This is a genomic window from Microbispora sp. CA-102843, assembly GCF_050936215.1.
In the GTDB taxonomy this organism is placed as follows: domain Bacteria; phylum Actinomycetota; class Actinomycetes; order Streptosporangiales; family Streptosporangiaceae; genus Microbispora.
On record NZ_JBNJNF010000001.1, the window covers coordinates 3,022,591 to 3,038,672 of the forward strand.

General features: G+C 72.5%; 20 protein-coding genes. 14 read left to right on the forward strand and 6 right to left on the reverse strand.

Annotated features, from left to right (window positions below; all coding sequences use genetic code 11):
- Positions 1-7: 7 nt before the first annotated feature.
- Positions 8-787 carry an HpcH/HpaI aldolase/citrate lyase family protein gene (locus ACQEVJ_RS14205; RefSeq protein WP_433100985.1) on the forward strand — a complete coding sequence of 260 codons (780 nt, stop codon included), beginning with the start codon at positions 8-10 and terminating at the stop codon, positions 785-787.
- Positions 788-793: 6 nt separating this feature from the next.
- Here the strand turns inward: ACQEVJ_RS14205 and ACQEVJ_RS14210 are convergent, their stop codons facing one another.
- Complete coding sequence (locus ACQEVJ_RS14210) at positions 794-1,522, reverse strand: class I SAM-dependent methyltransferase (protein ID WP_433100987.1); 729 nt, start codon at positions 1,520-1,522, stop codon at positions 794-796.
- 295 nt (positions 1,523-1,817) lie between these two features.
- Complete coding sequence (locus ACQEVJ_RS14215) at positions 1,818-2,648, reverse strand: enoyl-CoA hydratase/isomerase family protein (RefSeq protein ID WP_433100989.1); 831 nt, start codon at positions 2,646-2,648, stop codon at positions 1,818-1,820.
- Positions 2,649-2,771: 123 nt separating this feature from the next.
- On the opposite strand from ACQEVJ_RS14215, the gene ACQEVJ_RS14220 reads away from it, so the two are divergent.
- On the forward strand, positions 2,772-3,155 hold the full coding sequence (locus tag ACQEVJ_RS14220) for a winged helix-turn-helix transcriptional regulator (protein WP_433100991.1): 384 nt from the start codon (positions 2,772-2,774) through the stop codon (positions 3,153-3,155).
- Positions 3,156-3,320: 165 nt separating this feature from the next.
- Positions 3,321-3,653, forward strand: coding sequence for an AQJ64_40280 family protein (locus tag ACQEVJ_RS14225; RefSeq protein WP_433112722.1), 333 nt, complete (start codon positions 3,321-3,323; stop codon positions 3,651-3,653).
- On the opposite strand, the gene ACQEVJ_RS14230 is transcribed toward ACQEVJ_RS14225, so the two are convergent.
- Positions 3,547-3,996, reverse strand: a complete 450-nt coding sequence (locus ACQEVJ_RS14230; RefSeq protein ID WP_433113349.1) for a hypothetical protein — start codon at positions 3,994-3,996, stop codon at positions 3,547-3,549. The genes ACQEVJ_RS14225 and ACQEVJ_RS14230 overlap by 107 nt on opposite strands.
- An 81-nt stretch (positions 3,997-4,077) precedes the next feature.
- Between ACQEVJ_RS14230 and ACQEVJ_RS14235 the strand changes: the two genes are divergently transcribed.
- The 9 genes from ACQEVJ_RS14235 to ACQEVJ_RS14275 all read left to right on the forward strand — a co-directional run bounded on the left by ACQEVJ_RS14235 (position 4,078) and on the right by ACQEVJ_RS14275 (position 10,747).
- On the forward strand, positions 4,078-4,155 hold the full coding sequence (locus ACQEVJ_RS14235; protein ID WP_433112724.1) for a putative leader peptide: 78 nt from the start codon (positions 4,078-4,080) through the stop codon (positions 4,153-4,155).
- A gap of 112 nt (positions 4,156-4,267) precedes the next feature.
- Positions 4,268-5,176, forward strand: coding sequence for an ABC transporter permease (locus tag ACQEVJ_RS14240; protein ID WP_433100993.1), 909 nt, complete (start codon positions 4,268-4,270; stop codon positions 5,174-5,176).
- A gap of 85 nt (positions 5,177-5,261) precedes the next feature.
- The gene (locus tag ACQEVJ_RS14245; protein WP_433100995.1) at positions 5,262-6,329 is read left to right on the forward strand and encodes a taurine ABC transporter substrate-binding protein; all 1,068 of its coding nucleotides are present in this window, start codon (positions 5,262-5,264) and stop codon (positions 6,327-6,329) included.
- Positions 6,313-7,128 carry an ABC transporter ATP-binding protein gene (locus tag ACQEVJ_RS14250; protein ID WP_433100997.1) on the forward strand — a complete coding sequence of 272 codons (816 nt, stop codon included), beginning with the start codon at positions 6,313-6,315 and terminating at the stop codon, positions 7,126-7,128. Before ACQEVJ_RS14245 ends, ACQEVJ_RS14250 begins: the two co-directional genes overlap by 17 nt.
- A 33-nt stretch (positions 7,129-7,161) precedes the next feature.
- Positions 7,162-8,034, forward strand: coding sequence for a TauD/TfdA dioxygenase family protein (locus ACQEVJ_RS14255; RefSeq protein WP_433100999.1), 873 nt, complete (start codon positions 7,162-7,164; stop codon positions 8,032-8,034).
- A gap of 212 nt (positions 8,035-8,246) precedes the next feature.
- Positions 8,247-8,762: a hypothetical protein gene (locus ACQEVJ_RS14260; protein WP_433101001.1), complete on the forward strand. Its 516-nt coding sequence runs from the start codon at positions 8,247-8,249 to the stop codon at positions 8,760-8,762.
- A gap of 28 nt (positions 8,763-8,790) precedes the next feature.
- Positions 8,791-9,795 carry a hypothetical protein gene (locus ACQEVJ_RS14265; protein WP_433101003.1) on the forward strand — a complete coding sequence of 335 codons (1,005 nt, stop codon included), beginning with the start codon at positions 8,791-8,793 and terminating at the stop codon, positions 9,793-9,795.
- Entirely contained in the window at positions 9,796-10,350 is a 555-nt protein-coding gene (locus tag ACQEVJ_RS14270) for a hypothetical protein (RefSeq protein WP_433101005.1), read from the forward strand.
- A gap of 151 nt (positions 10,351-10,501) precedes the next feature.
- A complete protein-coding gene (locus ACQEVJ_RS14275; RefSeq protein WP_433101006.1) occupies positions 10,502-10,747 on the forward strand; it encodes a hypothetical protein in 246 nt (81 codons plus the stop codon).
- 26 nt (positions 10,748-10,773) lie between these two features.
- Here the strand turns inward: ACQEVJ_RS14275 and ACQEVJ_RS14280 are convergent, their stop codons facing one another.
- Entirely contained in the window at positions 10,774-11,493 is a 720-nt protein-coding gene (locus ACQEVJ_RS14280) for a TetR/AcrR family transcriptional regulator (RefSeq protein WP_433101008.1), read from the reverse strand.
- Positions 11,494-11,618: 125 nt separating this feature from the next.
- Between ACQEVJ_RS14280 and ACQEVJ_RS14285 the strand changes: the two genes are divergently transcribed.
- The gene (locus ACQEVJ_RS14285; protein WP_433101010.1) at positions 11,619-12,842 is read left to right on the forward strand and encodes a saccharopine dehydrogenase family protein; all 1,224 of its coding nucleotides are present in this window, start codon (positions 11,619-11,621) and stop codon (positions 12,840-12,842) included.
- Positions 12,839-12,973 (forward strand): hypothetical protein, encoded by a 135-nt coding sequence (locus ACQEVJ_RS14290; protein WP_433101012.1) that lies wholly within the window; start codon positions 12,839-12,841, stop codon positions 12,971-12,973. Before ACQEVJ_RS14285 ends, ACQEVJ_RS14290 begins: the two co-directional genes overlap by 4 nt.
- Before the next feature lie 3 nt (positions 12,974-12,976).
- Here the strand turns inward: ACQEVJ_RS14290 and ACQEVJ_RS14295 are convergent, their stop codons facing one another.
- The gene (locus ACQEVJ_RS14295; RefSeq protein WP_433101014.1) at positions 12,977-13,786 is read right to left on the reverse strand and encodes an alpha/beta hydrolase family protein; all 810 of its coding nucleotides are present in this window, start codon (positions 13,784-13,786) and stop codon (positions 12,977-12,979) included.
- Between the two features lie 221 nt (positions 13,787-14,007).
- Positions 14,008-16,077, reverse strand: coding sequence for an elongation factor G (gene fusA, locus ACQEVJ_RS14300; protein WP_433101016.1), 2,070 nt, complete (start codon positions 16,075-16,077; stop codon positions 14,008-14,010).
- Between the last annotated feature and the right edge of the window lie 5 nt (positions 16,078-16,082).

Sequence of the window (16,082 nt, forward strand, 5' to 3'; positions counted from 1 at the left end):
GTTGTACGTGCCCGCCGACCGCCCGGACCGGATCGCCAAGGCGCTCGGCGGCGAGGCGGACGTGGTCGTCGTCGACCTGGAGGACGCGGTCGCCCCGGAGCACAAGGGCGTCGCCCGGGCCGGAGTCGTCGCCCTGCTGGCCACGCCGCATCCGCGCGTGGAGGTCCGCGTCAACGACGTGCGCACGCCGTACGGCCAGGCCGACCTGCACGCGCTCGGAACGCTGCTGCACGGCAGCGGCGGCCTGCGCGTCCCCAAGGTGGAGTCGGCCGACGAGGTCCGCTGGATCGCCGACGCGGTGCCGGGCGTGCCGCTGCGCCCGATCGTCGAGTCGGCCCTCGGGCTGGAGCGCGCCTTCGAGATCGCCACCGCCTCACCGGCCGTCGCCGGGATCGGCCTGGGCGAGGCCGACCTGCGCGCCGACCTCGGCGTGACCGACGAGGCGGGCCTGGCCTGGGCGCGTTCCCGCATCGTGGTCGCGGCCCGGGCGGCGGGGCTGCCGGCCCCGGCCCAGTCGGTGTATCCGCACGTCCGCGACCTCGACGGCCTGGCCGCGTCCTGCGCCGCGGGCCGGGCCATGGGCTTTCGCGGCCGGGCGGCCATCCACCCCATCCAGCTCCCGGTGATCGCGGCGGCCTACCGCCCGACCAGGGAGGAGATCGTGGCCGCCCTGGAGGTCGTCTCCGCCGCCGACCAGGGCGCGGTCGCCCTCGCCGACGGCCGCTTCGTCGACGAGGCCGTCGTCCGCCAGGCCCGCCGCATCCTCACCGACGCCGGCGACCACTGACGTGCTTCACGTCGCACGCTGCGCGACGAACACGAACTCGCGGCCCGGGCGATCGGGGGCGTCCCGCACGTCCAGCACCCGGTAGCCGTTCGCGGCCAGGCTCGCTTCCACCTCGTCCCGCTCGCGGAACCGGAGAGTCGAGTCCGACGTGACGACCGCGCCGTCCGCCAGGAAGGTGTAGGTGTAGCGGAAGGACACCGACGGCAGGCTCACGTCGGTGACCTCGAGGCGCCGCTCCACGACCCCGGCCTCCGGGAGGTCGAGGACGACCGGACCGGTGTCCGAGGCCCACTCTTCCCACGCCCGGCGTTCGGGGCGCCTGGTCTCGAACACAAGGTGGCCTCGGGGGCGAAGCGCGCCGTGGACGCCCCGGAGAGTCCGCGTCCAGTCGTCGTCGGTGAGAAAGACCTGCGCCACGTTCCCCGTCATCACGGCGAGATCGGCGTCGAACGCCGAAACCTTGGTGGCATCGCCGCGGACCCAGGTGATCCTTCCGGTCCGATCCTTCGATCTGGCGACTCGAAGCGACGCTTCGGCGGGGTCGACGCCCATGACCGTGCGTCCGCTGCCGGCGAGCAGAATCGCCAGGCACCCCGTTCCGCACCCGACGTCGAGCACGCGGTCCGCGCCCAGTTCGTCGGCGATGCCGAGATAGGCGCTCAGGTCGTCGCGGTCGCCGTCGAAGGCGTCGTAGACGGCGGCCAGGCGAGGGTGGGCGAAGATCGGGTCAGGCATTGCACGACCATAACCCGCATTACGCCGGCGTCGCGGCCGTGGGACGGGCGTGCGGAGCCCGGGCAAGTGCATGACCATCGGGAACTCCAGCACGGCGAACGGGGCAGCCGTGATCCAATGGGACTGCCTCACCAGCAGCCCCGGTCAGTTATGGCATCTGCGGGTGGGCAGGATCCACTCCTACCTCAATGAGCGCCATCCTGGCCGACACCGCCTACCGTCTGCTGCTGGCCTGACGGCCCGGCCTCACTTCAGGTGCCGGGCCGAGAACCGGGCCGCGTCGTCCCTCCAGGTCCTAACCGGCGAGTCGCCGGAGGAGGCCCTCCAGATCGCGTTCGCCGTCGGGGGTCTGGGCGCCGTGGGCGAGTCCGTCGCGGATCAGCTCTGTGGCCGCAGGGCGAATGATCTGTCCCGTCCAGGCGTCGTTCTCCCGCAGGAGCCCCTCGGCCAGGTCCTCCGGCAGGATGGCGCGCTTGGCCGCCGCGATCACGCCCTCGGGCAATGCGGCGATGTTGCGGGCGAGTCGGTCGACGACGTCGTCGAGTTCATCGGCGGGGACGGCCCGGTTGACCCAGCCGTAGCGCTCCGCGGTCTCGGCGTCGTACAGGTCGGCACTCAGCACCGCCTCCAGTGCGCGGTTGCGGCCGACCCTGGTGACGAGATACTGCGTGCCCCCTCCGCCGGGGACGATGCCCATGAGAGCTTCGATCTGGCCGATCCCGGCACGGCCGATCGCCGCGAACGTCATGTCCGCGGAGGCGACGAACTCCGCCCCGCCGCCGCGCGCCATCCCGGCGAGCTCGATGATGGTCACCTGGGGCTGGTGCCGCAGCAGTTCCCCCAAAGCCTGGAAAACGTTGACACCATCCGGGAGGTCTTGCGCGATCTTGTCGAGCGCGTCCGGCGTGTCACCAAGCGACATGTCGACGTGGGCGATGAAGAACTCAGGATTGGCACTGTCGAACACGATGACCCGAACCGAGTCGTCGTCCCGCAGCGCGGTCAGCAGGCGCCGGATGTCGCCCATCAGGGCGACATCCAAGACATTGACGGGTGGATTGTCGAGGGTGACGCGGGCGATGCCGGCTTCGCGGCTCACCCGCAGGGTCGTGTAGGCGTCGTTCATGGAGATCCCCGATCCGTATCTGGTGTGCACCTAGGTTCCCGATGCATACTTACGATGCGGCGGCGGGCAACCAACCGTCAATAACGCACTTTCGGCATCTCAAGGATCGCGAAGGATACCGATATGGCCATTCCCGAAGCCGGCACCTCAGCAGACATCGTCTACCGCGCCGACTGCCCCAGCCGCCCCATCCTCGACCAGATCGCCGACAAGTGGTCGATGATGGTGATGGCGGTCCTCAACGAGCCCAGGCGGTTCAACGAGCTCAAGCGCCGCCTTGAGGGCGTCACCCAGCGGGTCCTGACCCAGACCCTGCGCCGCCTGGAGCGCAACGGGATGATCGCGCGCCGCGTGCTACCCACCTCGCCGGTCGGGGTCGAGTACTCGCTCACGCCGCTCGGCGAGTCGCTGCGCGAGCCGTTCGGCCGGTTGTACGACTGGACGGTTGACAACGCGGACGAAATCCAAAGGCATCAAATGGAGTACGACCGACGCGTTCAGAGCTGAGAACCTGATGTGCATGCCCTGCACGCGCGAGTTTCCGGCGCTGAGCGGAGGGGGCAAGGGCAGGACTCCGAAATTGGCCGTACCTGACAAAAGATCGGAGCCGGGATGGACATGCGCGCGGAGGTGGAGTGGGTGGACCCACGGCAGAGGCTGCCGGGGGACGGAATGCCCGTGGCCGCCGCGATCGCGGGCCGTTACGCGTCCGACGATGCGGACGACCGCGATCCGGACGCCGGACAGGAATTCTGGCTGGTGAGACCGATGTACTTCACCACCCGTCACTTCGCTGAGGACGGGCGTGAGTACCGCGACTGCTTCGTCGACTCTGACGGGGTCGTCCGCCTGCCCTACGGCCGGGACCGTGACGACCCGCCTGGCTGTGACGAGCCGATCACCCACTGGGCCGAGCTGCCCACTTTGCCGGGGGCGACAGTGCATTACCTGGTGGGCGAGGGGGCGAAGACCGCTCGCGCGAACGCCTTGGGGGAGGGGACATAACGGCGGTCATGGCGCGCTCGTGATCCCATAGCTCCGCCTTCTCCCGCACTATCCCCGACAGCGTGTCCACCAGGACGGCGGCGGCGTCCGCAGCGGACAGGGCCGCGTCGAGCAGGTCGAGTTCCTCGGCCGCGTCGCCGAGCGTGGCCTCGACGACCGACAGATAGGCCGACTCGAACGAGGCCATCACGTCCTCGACGATCACTTCGGCCTCGGCGAACAGTTCCGCCCGGTACTCCGCCTCGACCGCGCCGGCGAAAAATTCGATCTTGATGGCCAGGACGTCGTAGAGGGGTCGGCGACGGGCCGACCGGAGCGCCGTGCGGCCTCGGCCGCGGCGCACGGCTGGGGAGGGGCGCCAACGGCAACGCTCTCCGCCCGATGTTCGATTGCCATCACCCTACAAATTTGGTAGGAAATACCTGTGTCTACGGCATCGTGGTTGGTCCGGCGTCTGCACGTCGACCTGTGCCGTCTGAACGGCTCGGTCTGTCGCTCCTGAACTCGACCTCCCGTCCGGCGCGGTCATCTTCGCCGGACGTCCTCCTTCCGTTGCCGTGCCGTGCCCGCGATCGAGCGGCGCGGCCCGGAGCCCTCCTCCCGGAGCGACCACTGTGACGTCATCCCCCTCCAGATCCGTCTCCGCCGCCCCCAGCCTCCTGACGCCGGACGAGGCGCCCGAGTCCGCCGGTCCGCCGCCCGCAGAAGGAACGCCTGCCGCCCCGGCGCCGGCCGGGCGGGGGCGCAGGGCCCGCCGGATCGGCGTGCGGGTGCTGTCGCTGCTCGCACTGCTCGCGCTGTGGCAGCTGGCGGCGGCAGCGGCGGGCAACCCGTCGTTCGTGCCCGCGCCCCGGGCCGTGTGGGACCAGCTCGTCCTGCTGTCCACCACCCACGACGGCGTCCGCGGCTACAGCGGTCACCTGCTCGTCGAGCACCTGGGCATCAGCCTGCGCCGCATCCTCATCGGCTCGGCGCTCGGCGTGGCGGCGGGGCTCGTCCTCGGCGTCGTCCTGGGCGCCGTGCCGTGGATCCGCCTCGTGGCCGAGCCGGTCGTGACCTTCGTACGGGCCCTGCCTCCGCTGGCGTACTTCAGCCTGCTCATCATCTGGTTCGGCATCGACGAGACGCCCAAGCTGTGGCTGCTCGCCATCGCCGCGCTCCCGCCGGTCGCCGTGGCAACCGCCGCGGCCGTCCACGGCGCGCCGACCGGCCTGGTGGAGGCGGCCAGGGCACTGGGCGCCTCGCGATGGGACGTGATCAAGGACGTGGTGCTGCCCGCCGCGCTGCCGGAGATCTTCACCGGTGTCCGGCTGGCCGTCGGGATCGCGTACTCCTCGGTCGTCGCGGCGGAGACCGTCAACGGCGTGCCCGGCATCGGCGGGATGGTCCGCGACGCCCAGCGCTACCTGCAGACCGACGTCGTGGTGCTCGGACTGCTCGCCATCGGCCTGTCCGGACTGCTGATCGACGGCCTGCTGCGCGCCGCGGAGACCCGGCTCATCCCCTGGCGCGGCCGCGCCTGACCACCCTCTCGCCCCCGTCAGCCTCATCGACCCCTCGCCCCCATGCAAGACCAGTGCACAACCAGCGCAAAAGGAACTCTCCGCCATGTCACGACCACGTCTCACGCGCCTGCTCTCCGTCGCCCTGGCCGCCGCGACGGCCGCCGTCCTGGCCGCGTGCGGCAACGGCACCGCCTCCGGCGGAGGCGGTGGCGGAGGCGGCGATGGTACGGCGGACCGCACCATCCGCGTCGCCTACCAGGCGTTCCCCAGCGGGGACCTCATCGTGAAGAACAAGGGGTGGCTGGAGCAGGCGCTGCCCGGCTACACGATCAAGTGGATCAAGTTCGACTCCGGCGCCAGCATCAACACCGCCTTCGTGGCCAAGAGCGTGGACATCGCGGCCATCGGGTCGAGCCCGGTCGCGCGCGGGCTGTCCGCGCCGCTGAACATCCCCTATCAGGTGGCGTTCGTGCTCGACGTGGCCGGTGACAATGAGGCCCTGGTCGCCCGCGACGGCACCGGCATCTCCTCCGTGGCGGACCTGCGCGGCAAGAAGGTGGCGACGCCGTTCGCCTCGACGTCCCACTACAGCCTGCTCGCCGCGCTCGAGAAGGCGGGGGTGCCGGAGTCCGCGGTGAACCTGATCGACCTGGAGCCGCAGGACATCCTGGCGTCCTGGACCCGCGGCGACATCGACGCCGCGTACGTCTGGCTGCCGACGCTGGACGAGATCAAGAAGACCGGCAAGACGCTCATCAGCAGCCGTGAGCTGGCGACCGCGGGCAAGCCGACCCTCGACCTGGGCGTGGTGTCCACCGCGTTCATCCAGGCGCACCCCGACGCGGTCGACGCCTGGCGCAAGGTCGAGGCCAGGGCGCTCGACCTGATCGTGGACGATCCCGACGCCGCGGCCCAGGCGGTGGGCGCGGAGCTCAACCTCGGCAAGGACGAGGCCAAGGCGCAGCTCAGCCAGGGCGTCTTCCTCAAGCCGGCCGATCTGGCCTCGCCCGAGTGGCTCGGCACGCCGGACAAGGCCGGCGGCCTGGCGCAGAACCTGGTGAGCGCGGCGCAGTTCCTCAAGGACCAGCAGAAGATCGACGCGGTGCCCGACCTCGCCACGGTGGAGCGGGCGATCTACACCAAGGGGCTTCCCGGTGCCCTCGCGTCCTGACCCGGCCGCCGCCCCGGCCACGGCGGACAAGGACGTCGCCGCCGTCCACCTGCACGAGGTCGAACACGTCTACGGCGGCGCGGGAGGTCCGGTCGCCGCCCTCGGGCCGATCTCCCTGACCGTCCCTCCCGGCGCCTTCCTCGTGCTCGTCGGTGCGTCCGGATGCGGCAAGAGCACGCTGCTGCGCCTCGTCGCGGGCTTCGAGAGGCCCACCTCCGGCACCGTACGGACCGGCGGGGCCGAGCCCGTCCCCGGCAGGGGCGCCGGCATGGTCTTCCAGCAGCCGCGCCTGTTCCCGTGGAAGACCGTGGGCGGCAACGTCGAGCTGGCCCTGCGCTACGCGGGCGTGCCCCGTGCCGAGCGCGCCCGCCGGGTGCCGGAGCTGCTGGAACGGGTGGGCCTGCACGACGTGGCGGACCGCCGGATCTGGCAGATCTCGGGAGGGCAGCAGCAGCGCGTGGCGATCGCCAGGGCGCTCGCGGGCGACGATCCGCTGCTGCTGCTCGACGAGCCGTTCGCGGCCCTGGACGCGCTCACCCGCGAGCGTCTCCAGGAGGACCTGCGCCGGGTGAGCGCGCAGACCGGCCGCACGTCGGTGTTCGTCACCCACAGCGTCGAGGAGGCCGTGTTCCTCGGCAGCCGCGTCGTCGTGCTCACCCGCCGGCCGGGCCGGATCGCGCTCGACCTGGACGTCGACCTCCCGCGCACCGGGGTGGAACCGGACGAACTGCGCGCCCTTCCCGAGTACGCCGCGCTCCGCGCCGAGGTCGGCCATGCCGTACGGGCCGCCGCGGCGTGAAGCACCGCACCAACCAACCACGAGGAGAGTGAGATGACCACACCGACCGCCGTGAAGCTGGACCTGCGGCCCCTCGGGCCCCACTTCGGCGCCGAGGTCGAGGGGCTGGATCTGGCGACCGCCACCGACGAGGAACTGGCCGCGGTGCGTGCCGCCCTGGTCGATCGGAAGGTGCTGTTCTTCCGCGAGCAGAGCCTGGACGACGACGGGCAGGTGGCGCTCGGGCGCCGTCTCGGCGAGCTGACCGCCTCCCACCCGGTCGTCGGCGGCGTCGACGAGGCGCATCCCGAGATCTACGCCCTCGACAGCGCCGACAACGGCTTCGCCGACGTCTGGCACACCGACGTCACGTTCATGCCCCGCCCGCCGCTCGGCTCCATCCTGCGCGCCGTGATCCTCCCGCCCACCGGCGGCGACACGAGCTGGGCCGACAGCCAGCTGGCCTACGACTCCCTGTCCGCCCCGGTGAAGGAGTTGGCCGACCAGCTCACCGCGGTCCACGACGGCAACCGCGAGTTCGGTTACTACCTGGCCCAGCGCCGCGGCGGCGAGGGCAACGTCTGGGACGGCGAGATCGTCACCCGGCTGGAGCCGGTGGAGCATCCCGTGGTCCGCGTCCACCCGGAGACCGGCCGCAAGGGGATCTTCGTCAACCCCGGGTTCACCTCCCACATCGTCGGCGTGTCCGAGGCCGAGAGCCGGGCCATCCTGGACCTGCTCTACGCCCACCTCACCAAGCCCGAGCACATCGTGCGTCACCGCTGGAGGGTCGGGGACGTCGCGATGTGGGACAACCGGAGCACCGCCCACTACGCCAACCGCGACTACGGTGACGCGCACCGGGTGATGCACCGCATCACCCTCCGCGGCGATCGCCCCTTCGGCCCGGGCCGTACGGACGGGTGACCGGGCGGCGGGACGCGATCGGCTCCGGCCCCGCAGGGTCGCGGTTCCGGCTGTCGCGGCGATTCAAGCTTTCGTCCCGATCGGATCGGAGGCCCGTACGCACGCGCGCGTCGGCTGCGCGACGGTGACCCCGGCTTCTTAGCGTGATGCCCTGCAGGTGATCAGTGTTACTGCCGCCCCTGCCGGGGCGTTCACATAGGCGGGGATGAAGTATGCGACTCAGGCCGCTCGCGTTGATGTCGGGGGCCGCGCTTGCGCTGGCCATGCTCACCGGCCAGGCCGACGCCGCGGACACGACGGTGACCTTCACGGTCACCTCGGGCGCGTTGACGATCACGGCGCCCGCTGGTCCGGTGAGCCTGGGCAGCACGACGCCGGGCGGCAGCGTCAGCGGGCCGATCGGCACCGTCACGGTGACCGACGCCCGCGGCGGCGTCCCGACCTCCGACTGGACGGCCCGTGTCTCGTCCACGGGCTTCGTGAGCCCGACCGACACGGTTCCGGCGTCCGCGACGACCTACACGCCCGGACCGGGCACGCTGATCGTCGGCAACGGCACGCTGACGCCGGGGCCGGGCGGGACCCTCGACGTGCAGCGGGTCGCCATGACCTACACCGGCGGCACCGGGAACAGCCAGGCGTCCTGGCACCCGACCATCAGCGTGGTCGTCCCGCTGTCGGCGGACCTCGGCGCCTACAGCGGGACGGTGACCCATTCCGTCGCCTGACCGATACGCGCGTCGCGCCGCGGCCGTCATGCTCTCCGTGCTGTGCTCCGGCGCGGTCGCGGTACAGGCGGCCGCGGCGACCGCTTCCGTCACGCGCGGCGTCGTGGTCTCCACGGACGGCCCCGGTGAAGGGCTCGGCATCCGGCTGGTCGACGCGCCCGTCGCCCGCCGCGACGATCCCCGGGCCCGCAAAGGAGTGGTCGACCACCTCAGCCCCGGCACCACCATCAAGCGCCGGCTCGAGGTCTCCAACAGCAGCGGCCACCCCATGCACGTCTCGCTGTACGCGGCGGCGGCCGACATCCGCAACCGGGCGTTCGTCTTCGCGCCGGACCGCACCCCCAACGAGCTGTCGACCTGGACCACGGTCACCCCATCCGAGATCGACCTGGCGCCGGGCCGCACCCGCATAGCCTGGTTCACCATCCGCGTGCCCCGGGACGCCTGGCGTGGTGAGCGCTATGCGGTGATCTGGGCGCAGACGACCGCGGAGCCGGACGCGACGCACAACCTCGGACTCGCCAGCCGCACCGGGATCCGGGTCTACCTGGACATCGGCCCCGGCGGCGAGCCCCCGTCCGACATGAGCATCGACCGCCTCACTCCCGAGCGGGACGCCGGCGGGCGGCCGGCCCTCGTCGCCCAGGTACGCAACACCGGCGGCCGCGCCCTGGACCTGTCCGGATCGCTGTCCCTGTCGGAGGGGCCGGGCGGGCTGCGCGCCGGGCCCTACCCCGCGGAGCTTGGCGTCACGCTGCGGCCGGGGGACACCGGACGGCTGGCGGTCGTGATGGACCCCCGGCTGCCCGACGGCCCCTGGAAGGCCGATCTCGTCATCCAGAGCGGTCTCATCAAGCGCACGGTGTCGGCCACCGTCGTCTTCCCCCGGTCGGGGGCGGGCCGGCCGGTCGCCATGTCCGCCACCCCGTTGCCGCTCGTCGCCCTGGTCGCCGGCGTGATCGGGCTCGCCGCCACCGGCCTCGTCGTCCGGCGCCGCAGAGCCGTCTCCCCCCACGATTCCCGAAGGGCATGAATGCTCCTACGACCCACACCCCTCACCACCGCGACCGTGCTCGCGATCTCGGCTCTCCAGGGCGCCCTGCCCGGTCCGCCGGCCGCCGCGGCTCCGTCGCTCGCCACCTACACCCTGGCCAGGGCGGGATCGTTGACGATCTCCGCCCCCGTCGCGGTGTCCCTCGGCAGCGCGGCGCCCGGGGGCCGGCGCAGCGCGCCTCTGGGTACGGTGACGGTGACCGATCACCGCGACCCCGGCGCCGGTGTGTGGACCGCCACGGTCTCCTCGACCGACTACACCCGCACCACCGCCCCCGTCGTGACCATCGGCCGGGCGAACATGAGCTATTGGTCCGGCCCGGCTACCGACACCCAGGGCGGCGGCACCTTCATTCCCGGCCAGCCCACGGCCGCGAGCAGCGTGACCCTCGCCGTCCCCAGGACGGCGTTCTCCCACACCGCGCAGGCAGGGGTCAACAACGCCTCCTGGAATCCCACCCTCGTCCTGTCGGTCCCCTTCGCGGGCGTCTCCTCCGGCGCGTACACCGGCGTCGTCACCCACTCCGTCGCCTGACCACGGGCCTCCCGGCCGGTAGGCGTCAGGGGAGGACGGCGGGCTTGAGGGTCTGGACGCACCACTGCTCGAAGGTGGTGGGGGAGGCGGTGTCCGGCGTACGGGTGACGCCGGAGTCGAGGCCGTCGTCCTCCCCAGCCACCTGGCCGCGATGAGCCTCGCCGGCCGCAGCGACGTCGTCTGCCTCATCCCCACCGCATTCCCCGGCGCCGACCCCCCGCCCCTCACCGACGCCGCCACCACCCTCGGCCTGCACCTGCTCGACATCCCCCTCCCGCTGCCGCCCCTGACCATCGGCATGGCCTGGCATCCCCGCCACGCCGCCGACGGAGCCCACCACTGGCTCCGCGACGCCGTCCGCCGGACTCTCCGCGCACCCGGGGGCCACAAGGCTTAGCCTCGTCGCTCTGGCCGCGCACGCCTTCAGCGGTGGCCGGCGGAGCCGTTCTTCTCGCAGTGCCCCGCCGCGCTGGCGAGCAGCATCTCCAGCGCGGCGGGATAGGCGCTGTCGTTCATGTCGGCCACCAGCAGGGGCGCGACCGCCGCGATGTTGGGGTGGGTGGCGGGGGACATGCGGGCGTAGGTCGCCTGCCACATCGCCTCGTCCGCCCTGCGCGCCTGCTCCGGCAGCGCGAGGGACGCCGCGTCCAGCGCGGCGAAGGCCAGCGTCATGTCGATGAAGGCGTGGTAGACGCGGACCGCCTCACGATCGGGGAACCCGGCGCCGCGCAGCAGCCCGAGGATCGCCTCGTCTGCCGCGATCTCTTGGGACTTGCCGCTGATGCGGCTGGCGGTCAGCACCGCGGCCTGGGGGTGTTCGAGGTAGGCGGCGTGGATGCGCAGGCCCAGTTCGCGAAGGTCGGCGCGCCAGTCACCGGTGACGTGCCAGCCGGCCAAGGCCCGGCCGATGAGCATGTCGCCGATGGCCAGGGTCAGATCGTCGATGCCGGCGAAGTAGCGGTAGAGCGTGCTGGGGTCGGCGCCCAGGGCGATGCCGAGCCGCCGTACGCTCAGTCCGGCGGAACCGTGCTCGCGCAGCATGCGCAGCGCGGTCCGCACGATCAGGTCCTCTGATAGAACCACCCCGTTCTTCGTCGGGCGGCGCCGTCGGCGCGCCGACTCCGAGACCACCGGCTTGGGCATCGCGCTCTCCTCTCCGCCTGCTCCACCACCGGCCACCTTATGCCAACACCATTGACGTTTCGTATGGCGGTGACGTTGGATTTAGTGCATCAAAGGAGCCTTTGTCCTGAAAAGGGAGTTTTGTCATGCGTGTTCTGCTCGTCGGCGCCGGTGGCGTGGGCACGGCGATCACCCGGATCGCGGCCCGCCGGTCCTTCTTCGAGCACATGGTCGTCGCCGACTACGACCTGTCTCGCGCGGAGGCGGCCGTCGCCGCGCTGGGAGAGGCGGGCGCCCGGTTCGGCGCCCGGCAGGTGGACGCGAGCGACGAGGCCGCGGTTGAGGCACTGCTGGCCGAGCACCGCTGCGACGTCCTGCTCAACGCCACCGACCCGCGGTTCGTGATGCCGCTGTTCCGGGCGGCGCTGTCTGTCGGCGCGAACTATCTGGACATGGCGATGTCGCTGTCGCGGCCGCATCCGGAGCGCCCGCACGAGGCGTGCGGGGTCAAGCTGGGAGACACCCAGTTCGAGATGGCCGCCGAGTGGGAGAAGGCGGGCAGGCTCGCGCTGGTCGGCATCGGGGTGGAGCCGGGGCTGTCGGACGTCTTCGCCCGGTACGCCGCCGACGAACTGTTCGACCACATCGAGGAGATCGGCATCCGCGACGGCGCCGACCTCACCGTCGAGGGGTACGACTTCGCGCCGTCGTTCAGCATCTGGACCACCATCGAGGAGTGCCTCAACCCGCCGGTCGTCTACGAGGCAGGCCGGGGCTGGTTCACCACCCCGCCGTTCAGCGAGCCGGAGGTGTTCGACTTCCCCGAGGGCATCGGCCCGGTCGAGTGCGTCAACGTCGAGCACGAGGAGGTCCTGCTCGTGCCCCGCTGGATCGACGCCGAGCGGGTGACCTTCAAGTACGGGCTGGGCGCGGAGTTCATCGACACGCTGCGGACGCTGCATCTGCTGGGGCTGGACCGCACCGAGCCCGTCCAGGTCGCCGCAGAGGGCGGCACCGCCGTCAAGGTGACCCCGCGCGACGTGGTCGCGGCGTGCCTGCCCGACCCGGCGACCCTCGGGGACCGCATGCGCGGCAAGACGTGCGCGGGCACCTGGGTCAAGGGCACCAAGGACGGCGCCCCGCGCGAGGTCTACCTCTACCACGTGGTCGACAACCAGTGGTCCATGCGCGAGTACGGCTCCCAGGCGGTGGTGTGGCAGACCGCCGTCAACCCGGTCGTGGCCCTCGAACTGATGGCTTCCGGCGTCTGGTCCGGCGCCGGCGTCCTGGGCCCGGAGGCCCTGCCGCCCCGGCCGTTCCTCGACCTGCTCACCGCGTACGGCACCCCGTGGGGCCTGCGCGAACAGTGACCGCAGCCGGGGCGTTGCGGGGCGGTGCGGAGGGCTGGCGCCGGTACGGCGTCGAGTCGTTCACCTGCCTGCAGTTGACGGCCGCCGCCCGGCACTCGATCGCGACGGGCGCGGCCATCGTCTTCTGCTGACGTTCAGCGGCCGAGGTGCCGGTCGAGGAAGTCGCGGACGGTCTCGGCGAGTTCGAGGCGGTGGTCGGAAAGGGCGTGATCGGTGACGAACACGCGGTGCTCCAGGCGCGGCACCGGATGGGCGGTGTAGGCGGCCACCACGGGGTCGTGGTGTTCGGCGGCGGGGGTGACGGGGTCGCGCCCGGCCGTGCCGACGAGCAGCACCGGCCGGTCCGCGAGCTTCGGCGCGAGCGCGGACAGGCTCCACGCCTCGCCCGCCGCGATCATCTCGTCCACGAGGGCCGCGCCGCTGGTCCCCTTCAGCGGAAGCAGGTCTTCACCGAATCCCTCGACGTACGCCGCCCGCAGCGCCGCGTCCTCCCGGCAGGCGGCCGCCACGGAGCCGAAGTCGAACGCCGACACCGACGCGACGGCGCCGACGCCCGGGTCGGCCGCCGCGGTCGTCAGCGCGGCGAAGCCGCCGAAGCTGTGTCCCGTCAGCGCCAGCCGGTCCGGGTCGAGGCGGTGCGCGGCGGCGAAACCCGGCTCACGTACGGCCGCCGCGACGCGGGCGGCGTCCTCCACGGCGCCGGCCCAGGACCAGGAGCCGCCGACGCCCCAGGAGCCGCGGTAGTGGAAGACGAGGGCGGCGTACCCCGCCCGGCGCAGATGCTGGGCCAGGTCGAAGTTGCGCTCGTGCCCAGGGAAGCCGTGCAGCAGCACGACGACCGGATGCGGTCCCGGCCCGGCCGGCAGGTGGAGGACGCCCAGCAGGGTCTCGCCGTCGCTGTCGAACGTCACGGCGGCGTTGGCCGCGGGTATCTCGGGGGTCATCCGTCCTCGCAGAGATCGAACCGATCGGTACGATCTAAGGCTACTAGGACCGCGCAGCCTCTCTCAACGCGCCCCGGCCTCACCTGCCCGCTCCCGCCCCGCCGACCGGCGAGACGCCGTCGAGCGGTCTGCTGACAGCTTCCGGCCGGTCGCATGGCTGCCGGGGCGGATGGGAACGATCCCGCCCGCGCCGAGGCGCGGGCGGGATCGGGACGAGGTGCCTACCGCGTCAGGCCCGGCGCCGTACCCGTCACCTGGGCGTAGCCGGCGGGCCGACTGGTGAAGGCGCCCCTGCCCTGGGTCCGGCCGCGCAGCCGGGTCGCGTACCCGAACAGCTCGGCCAGCGGCACGGTCGCGGTGACCACGACGGCGCCCGCCCGTGCCGCCGAACCGGTGACCCGGCCGCGCCTGGCCGCGAGGTCGCCGAGCACCCCGCCGACGGCGTCGTCGGGCACGGTGACCGTGACCTCGGCCAGCGGTTCCAGCAGGGCCATCTCACCGGCACGCAGCGCCTCCCGCAGCGCGAGCCGCCCGGCCGTGCGGAACGCCATCTCCGAGGAGTCCTTCGGGTGGGTCGCGCCGTCGGTCAGCGTGACCCGCAGGCCGGTCACCGGATGACCTCCGAGCGGGCCCTCGGCGAGGGCGTCCCGGCAGCCGGCCTCCACCGCCCCGACGTATTCGCGGGGCACCCGGCCGCCGGTGACCGTGGACCGGAACACGAAACCGGCGCCGTGCTCCAGCGGCTCCACGTCGAGCACGACGTGGGCGAACTGCCCGGCGCCGCCGTCCTGCTTGACGTGCCGGTACAGCAGCCCGGACACCTCGCGGACGACCGTCTCCCTGTAGGCGACCCGGGGCCGTCCGACGGCGACGTCGAGCCCGTGGGCGCGGCGGAGCTTCTCCACCGCGACCTCCAGGTGCAACTCGCCCATCCCCGACAGCACCATCTGGGCGGTCTCGGGGTCGGTGCGGACCGACAGCGAGGGGTCCTCGTCGGCCATGCGGGCCAGCGCGGTCGCGAGCCGGTCGGCGTCGCCGCTCCCGCGCGGCTCGACGGCCACGGAGACCACCGGCGAGGCCGTGACCGGCGGCTCGAGGACCAGCGGCGCCCCGGGAGCGCAGAGGGTGGCTCCGGCGCGGGCCGCCTTGACCCCGGCCACCGCGACGATGTCCCCGGCCGTGGCGCGGTCCGTCTCGGTGTGCCGGTCGGCCTGCACCCGGAGGATGCGTCCGATGCGCTCGGTGCGCCGGGCGCCGGCGTCCAGCACGACGTCTCCCCTCCTGATCGTCCCCGAGTACACGCGCAGGTAGGTCAGCCGCCCGGTGGCGGCGGCGTGCACCTTGAAGACCAGCGCGGCGAACGGCGCCGCCGGGTCGGCGGGCCGCTCCTGCCCGGCCCCGTCCCACGCGGCGCGCACGGGCGGCACGTCGGGCGGTGCGGGCAGGTAGGCCACGACGGCGTCCAGCAGCGGCTCGACGCCCCGATTGCGGTACGCCGACCCGCACAGCACCACGACGGCCTCACCACGCAGGGTCAGGTCGCGCAGGGCGGCGGCCAGAGTCGGCGTCGAGATCTCCGGCAGGGCGCAGAACTCCTCAAGCGCCGCCGGATGGAGCTCGGCCACCGCCTCCTCGAGCAGGCGGCGGCGCCGGCGGGCCTCGTCCCCGAGGGCTTCCGGCACCGGCCCCTCCGCGACCGCGTCACGGCCGGCGTCCCAGACCAGCGACCGCATCCGCAGCAGGTCCACAACGCCGGTGAACCCGTCCTCCCGCCCGATGGGCAGCTGGACGACCAGCGGGGTTACCCGCAGCCGCTCGCGGATGGACTCGGCCGCCGTGTCGAGGTCGGCGCCCGCGCGGTCCATCTTGTTGACGAACGCGATGCGCGGCACGCCATACCGGTCGGCCTGCCGCCACACCGACTCGCTCTGCGGCTCCACGCCGGCGACGGCGTCGAACACCGCGACCGCACCGTCGAGCACCCGCAGCGACCGCTCCACTTCGTCGGAGAAGTCCACGTGGCCCGGGGTGTCGATCAGGTTGATCCGGTGGCCGTCCCACAGGCAGCTCACGGCTGCGGCGAAGATGGTGATCCCGCGGTCGCGCTCCAGGGGGTCGAAATCGGTGACGGTGGTCCCCTCGTGCACCTCGCCGCGCCGATGGACGGCGCCGGTCAGGTAGAGGATCCGTTCGGTGACGGTGGTCTTGCCCGCGTCGACGTGGGCGAGGATGCCCAGGTTGCGGATGCCGGTCGGCGGGACGAGGTGGTTGCGGTGCAGGTCGGCGCGCATGGCCA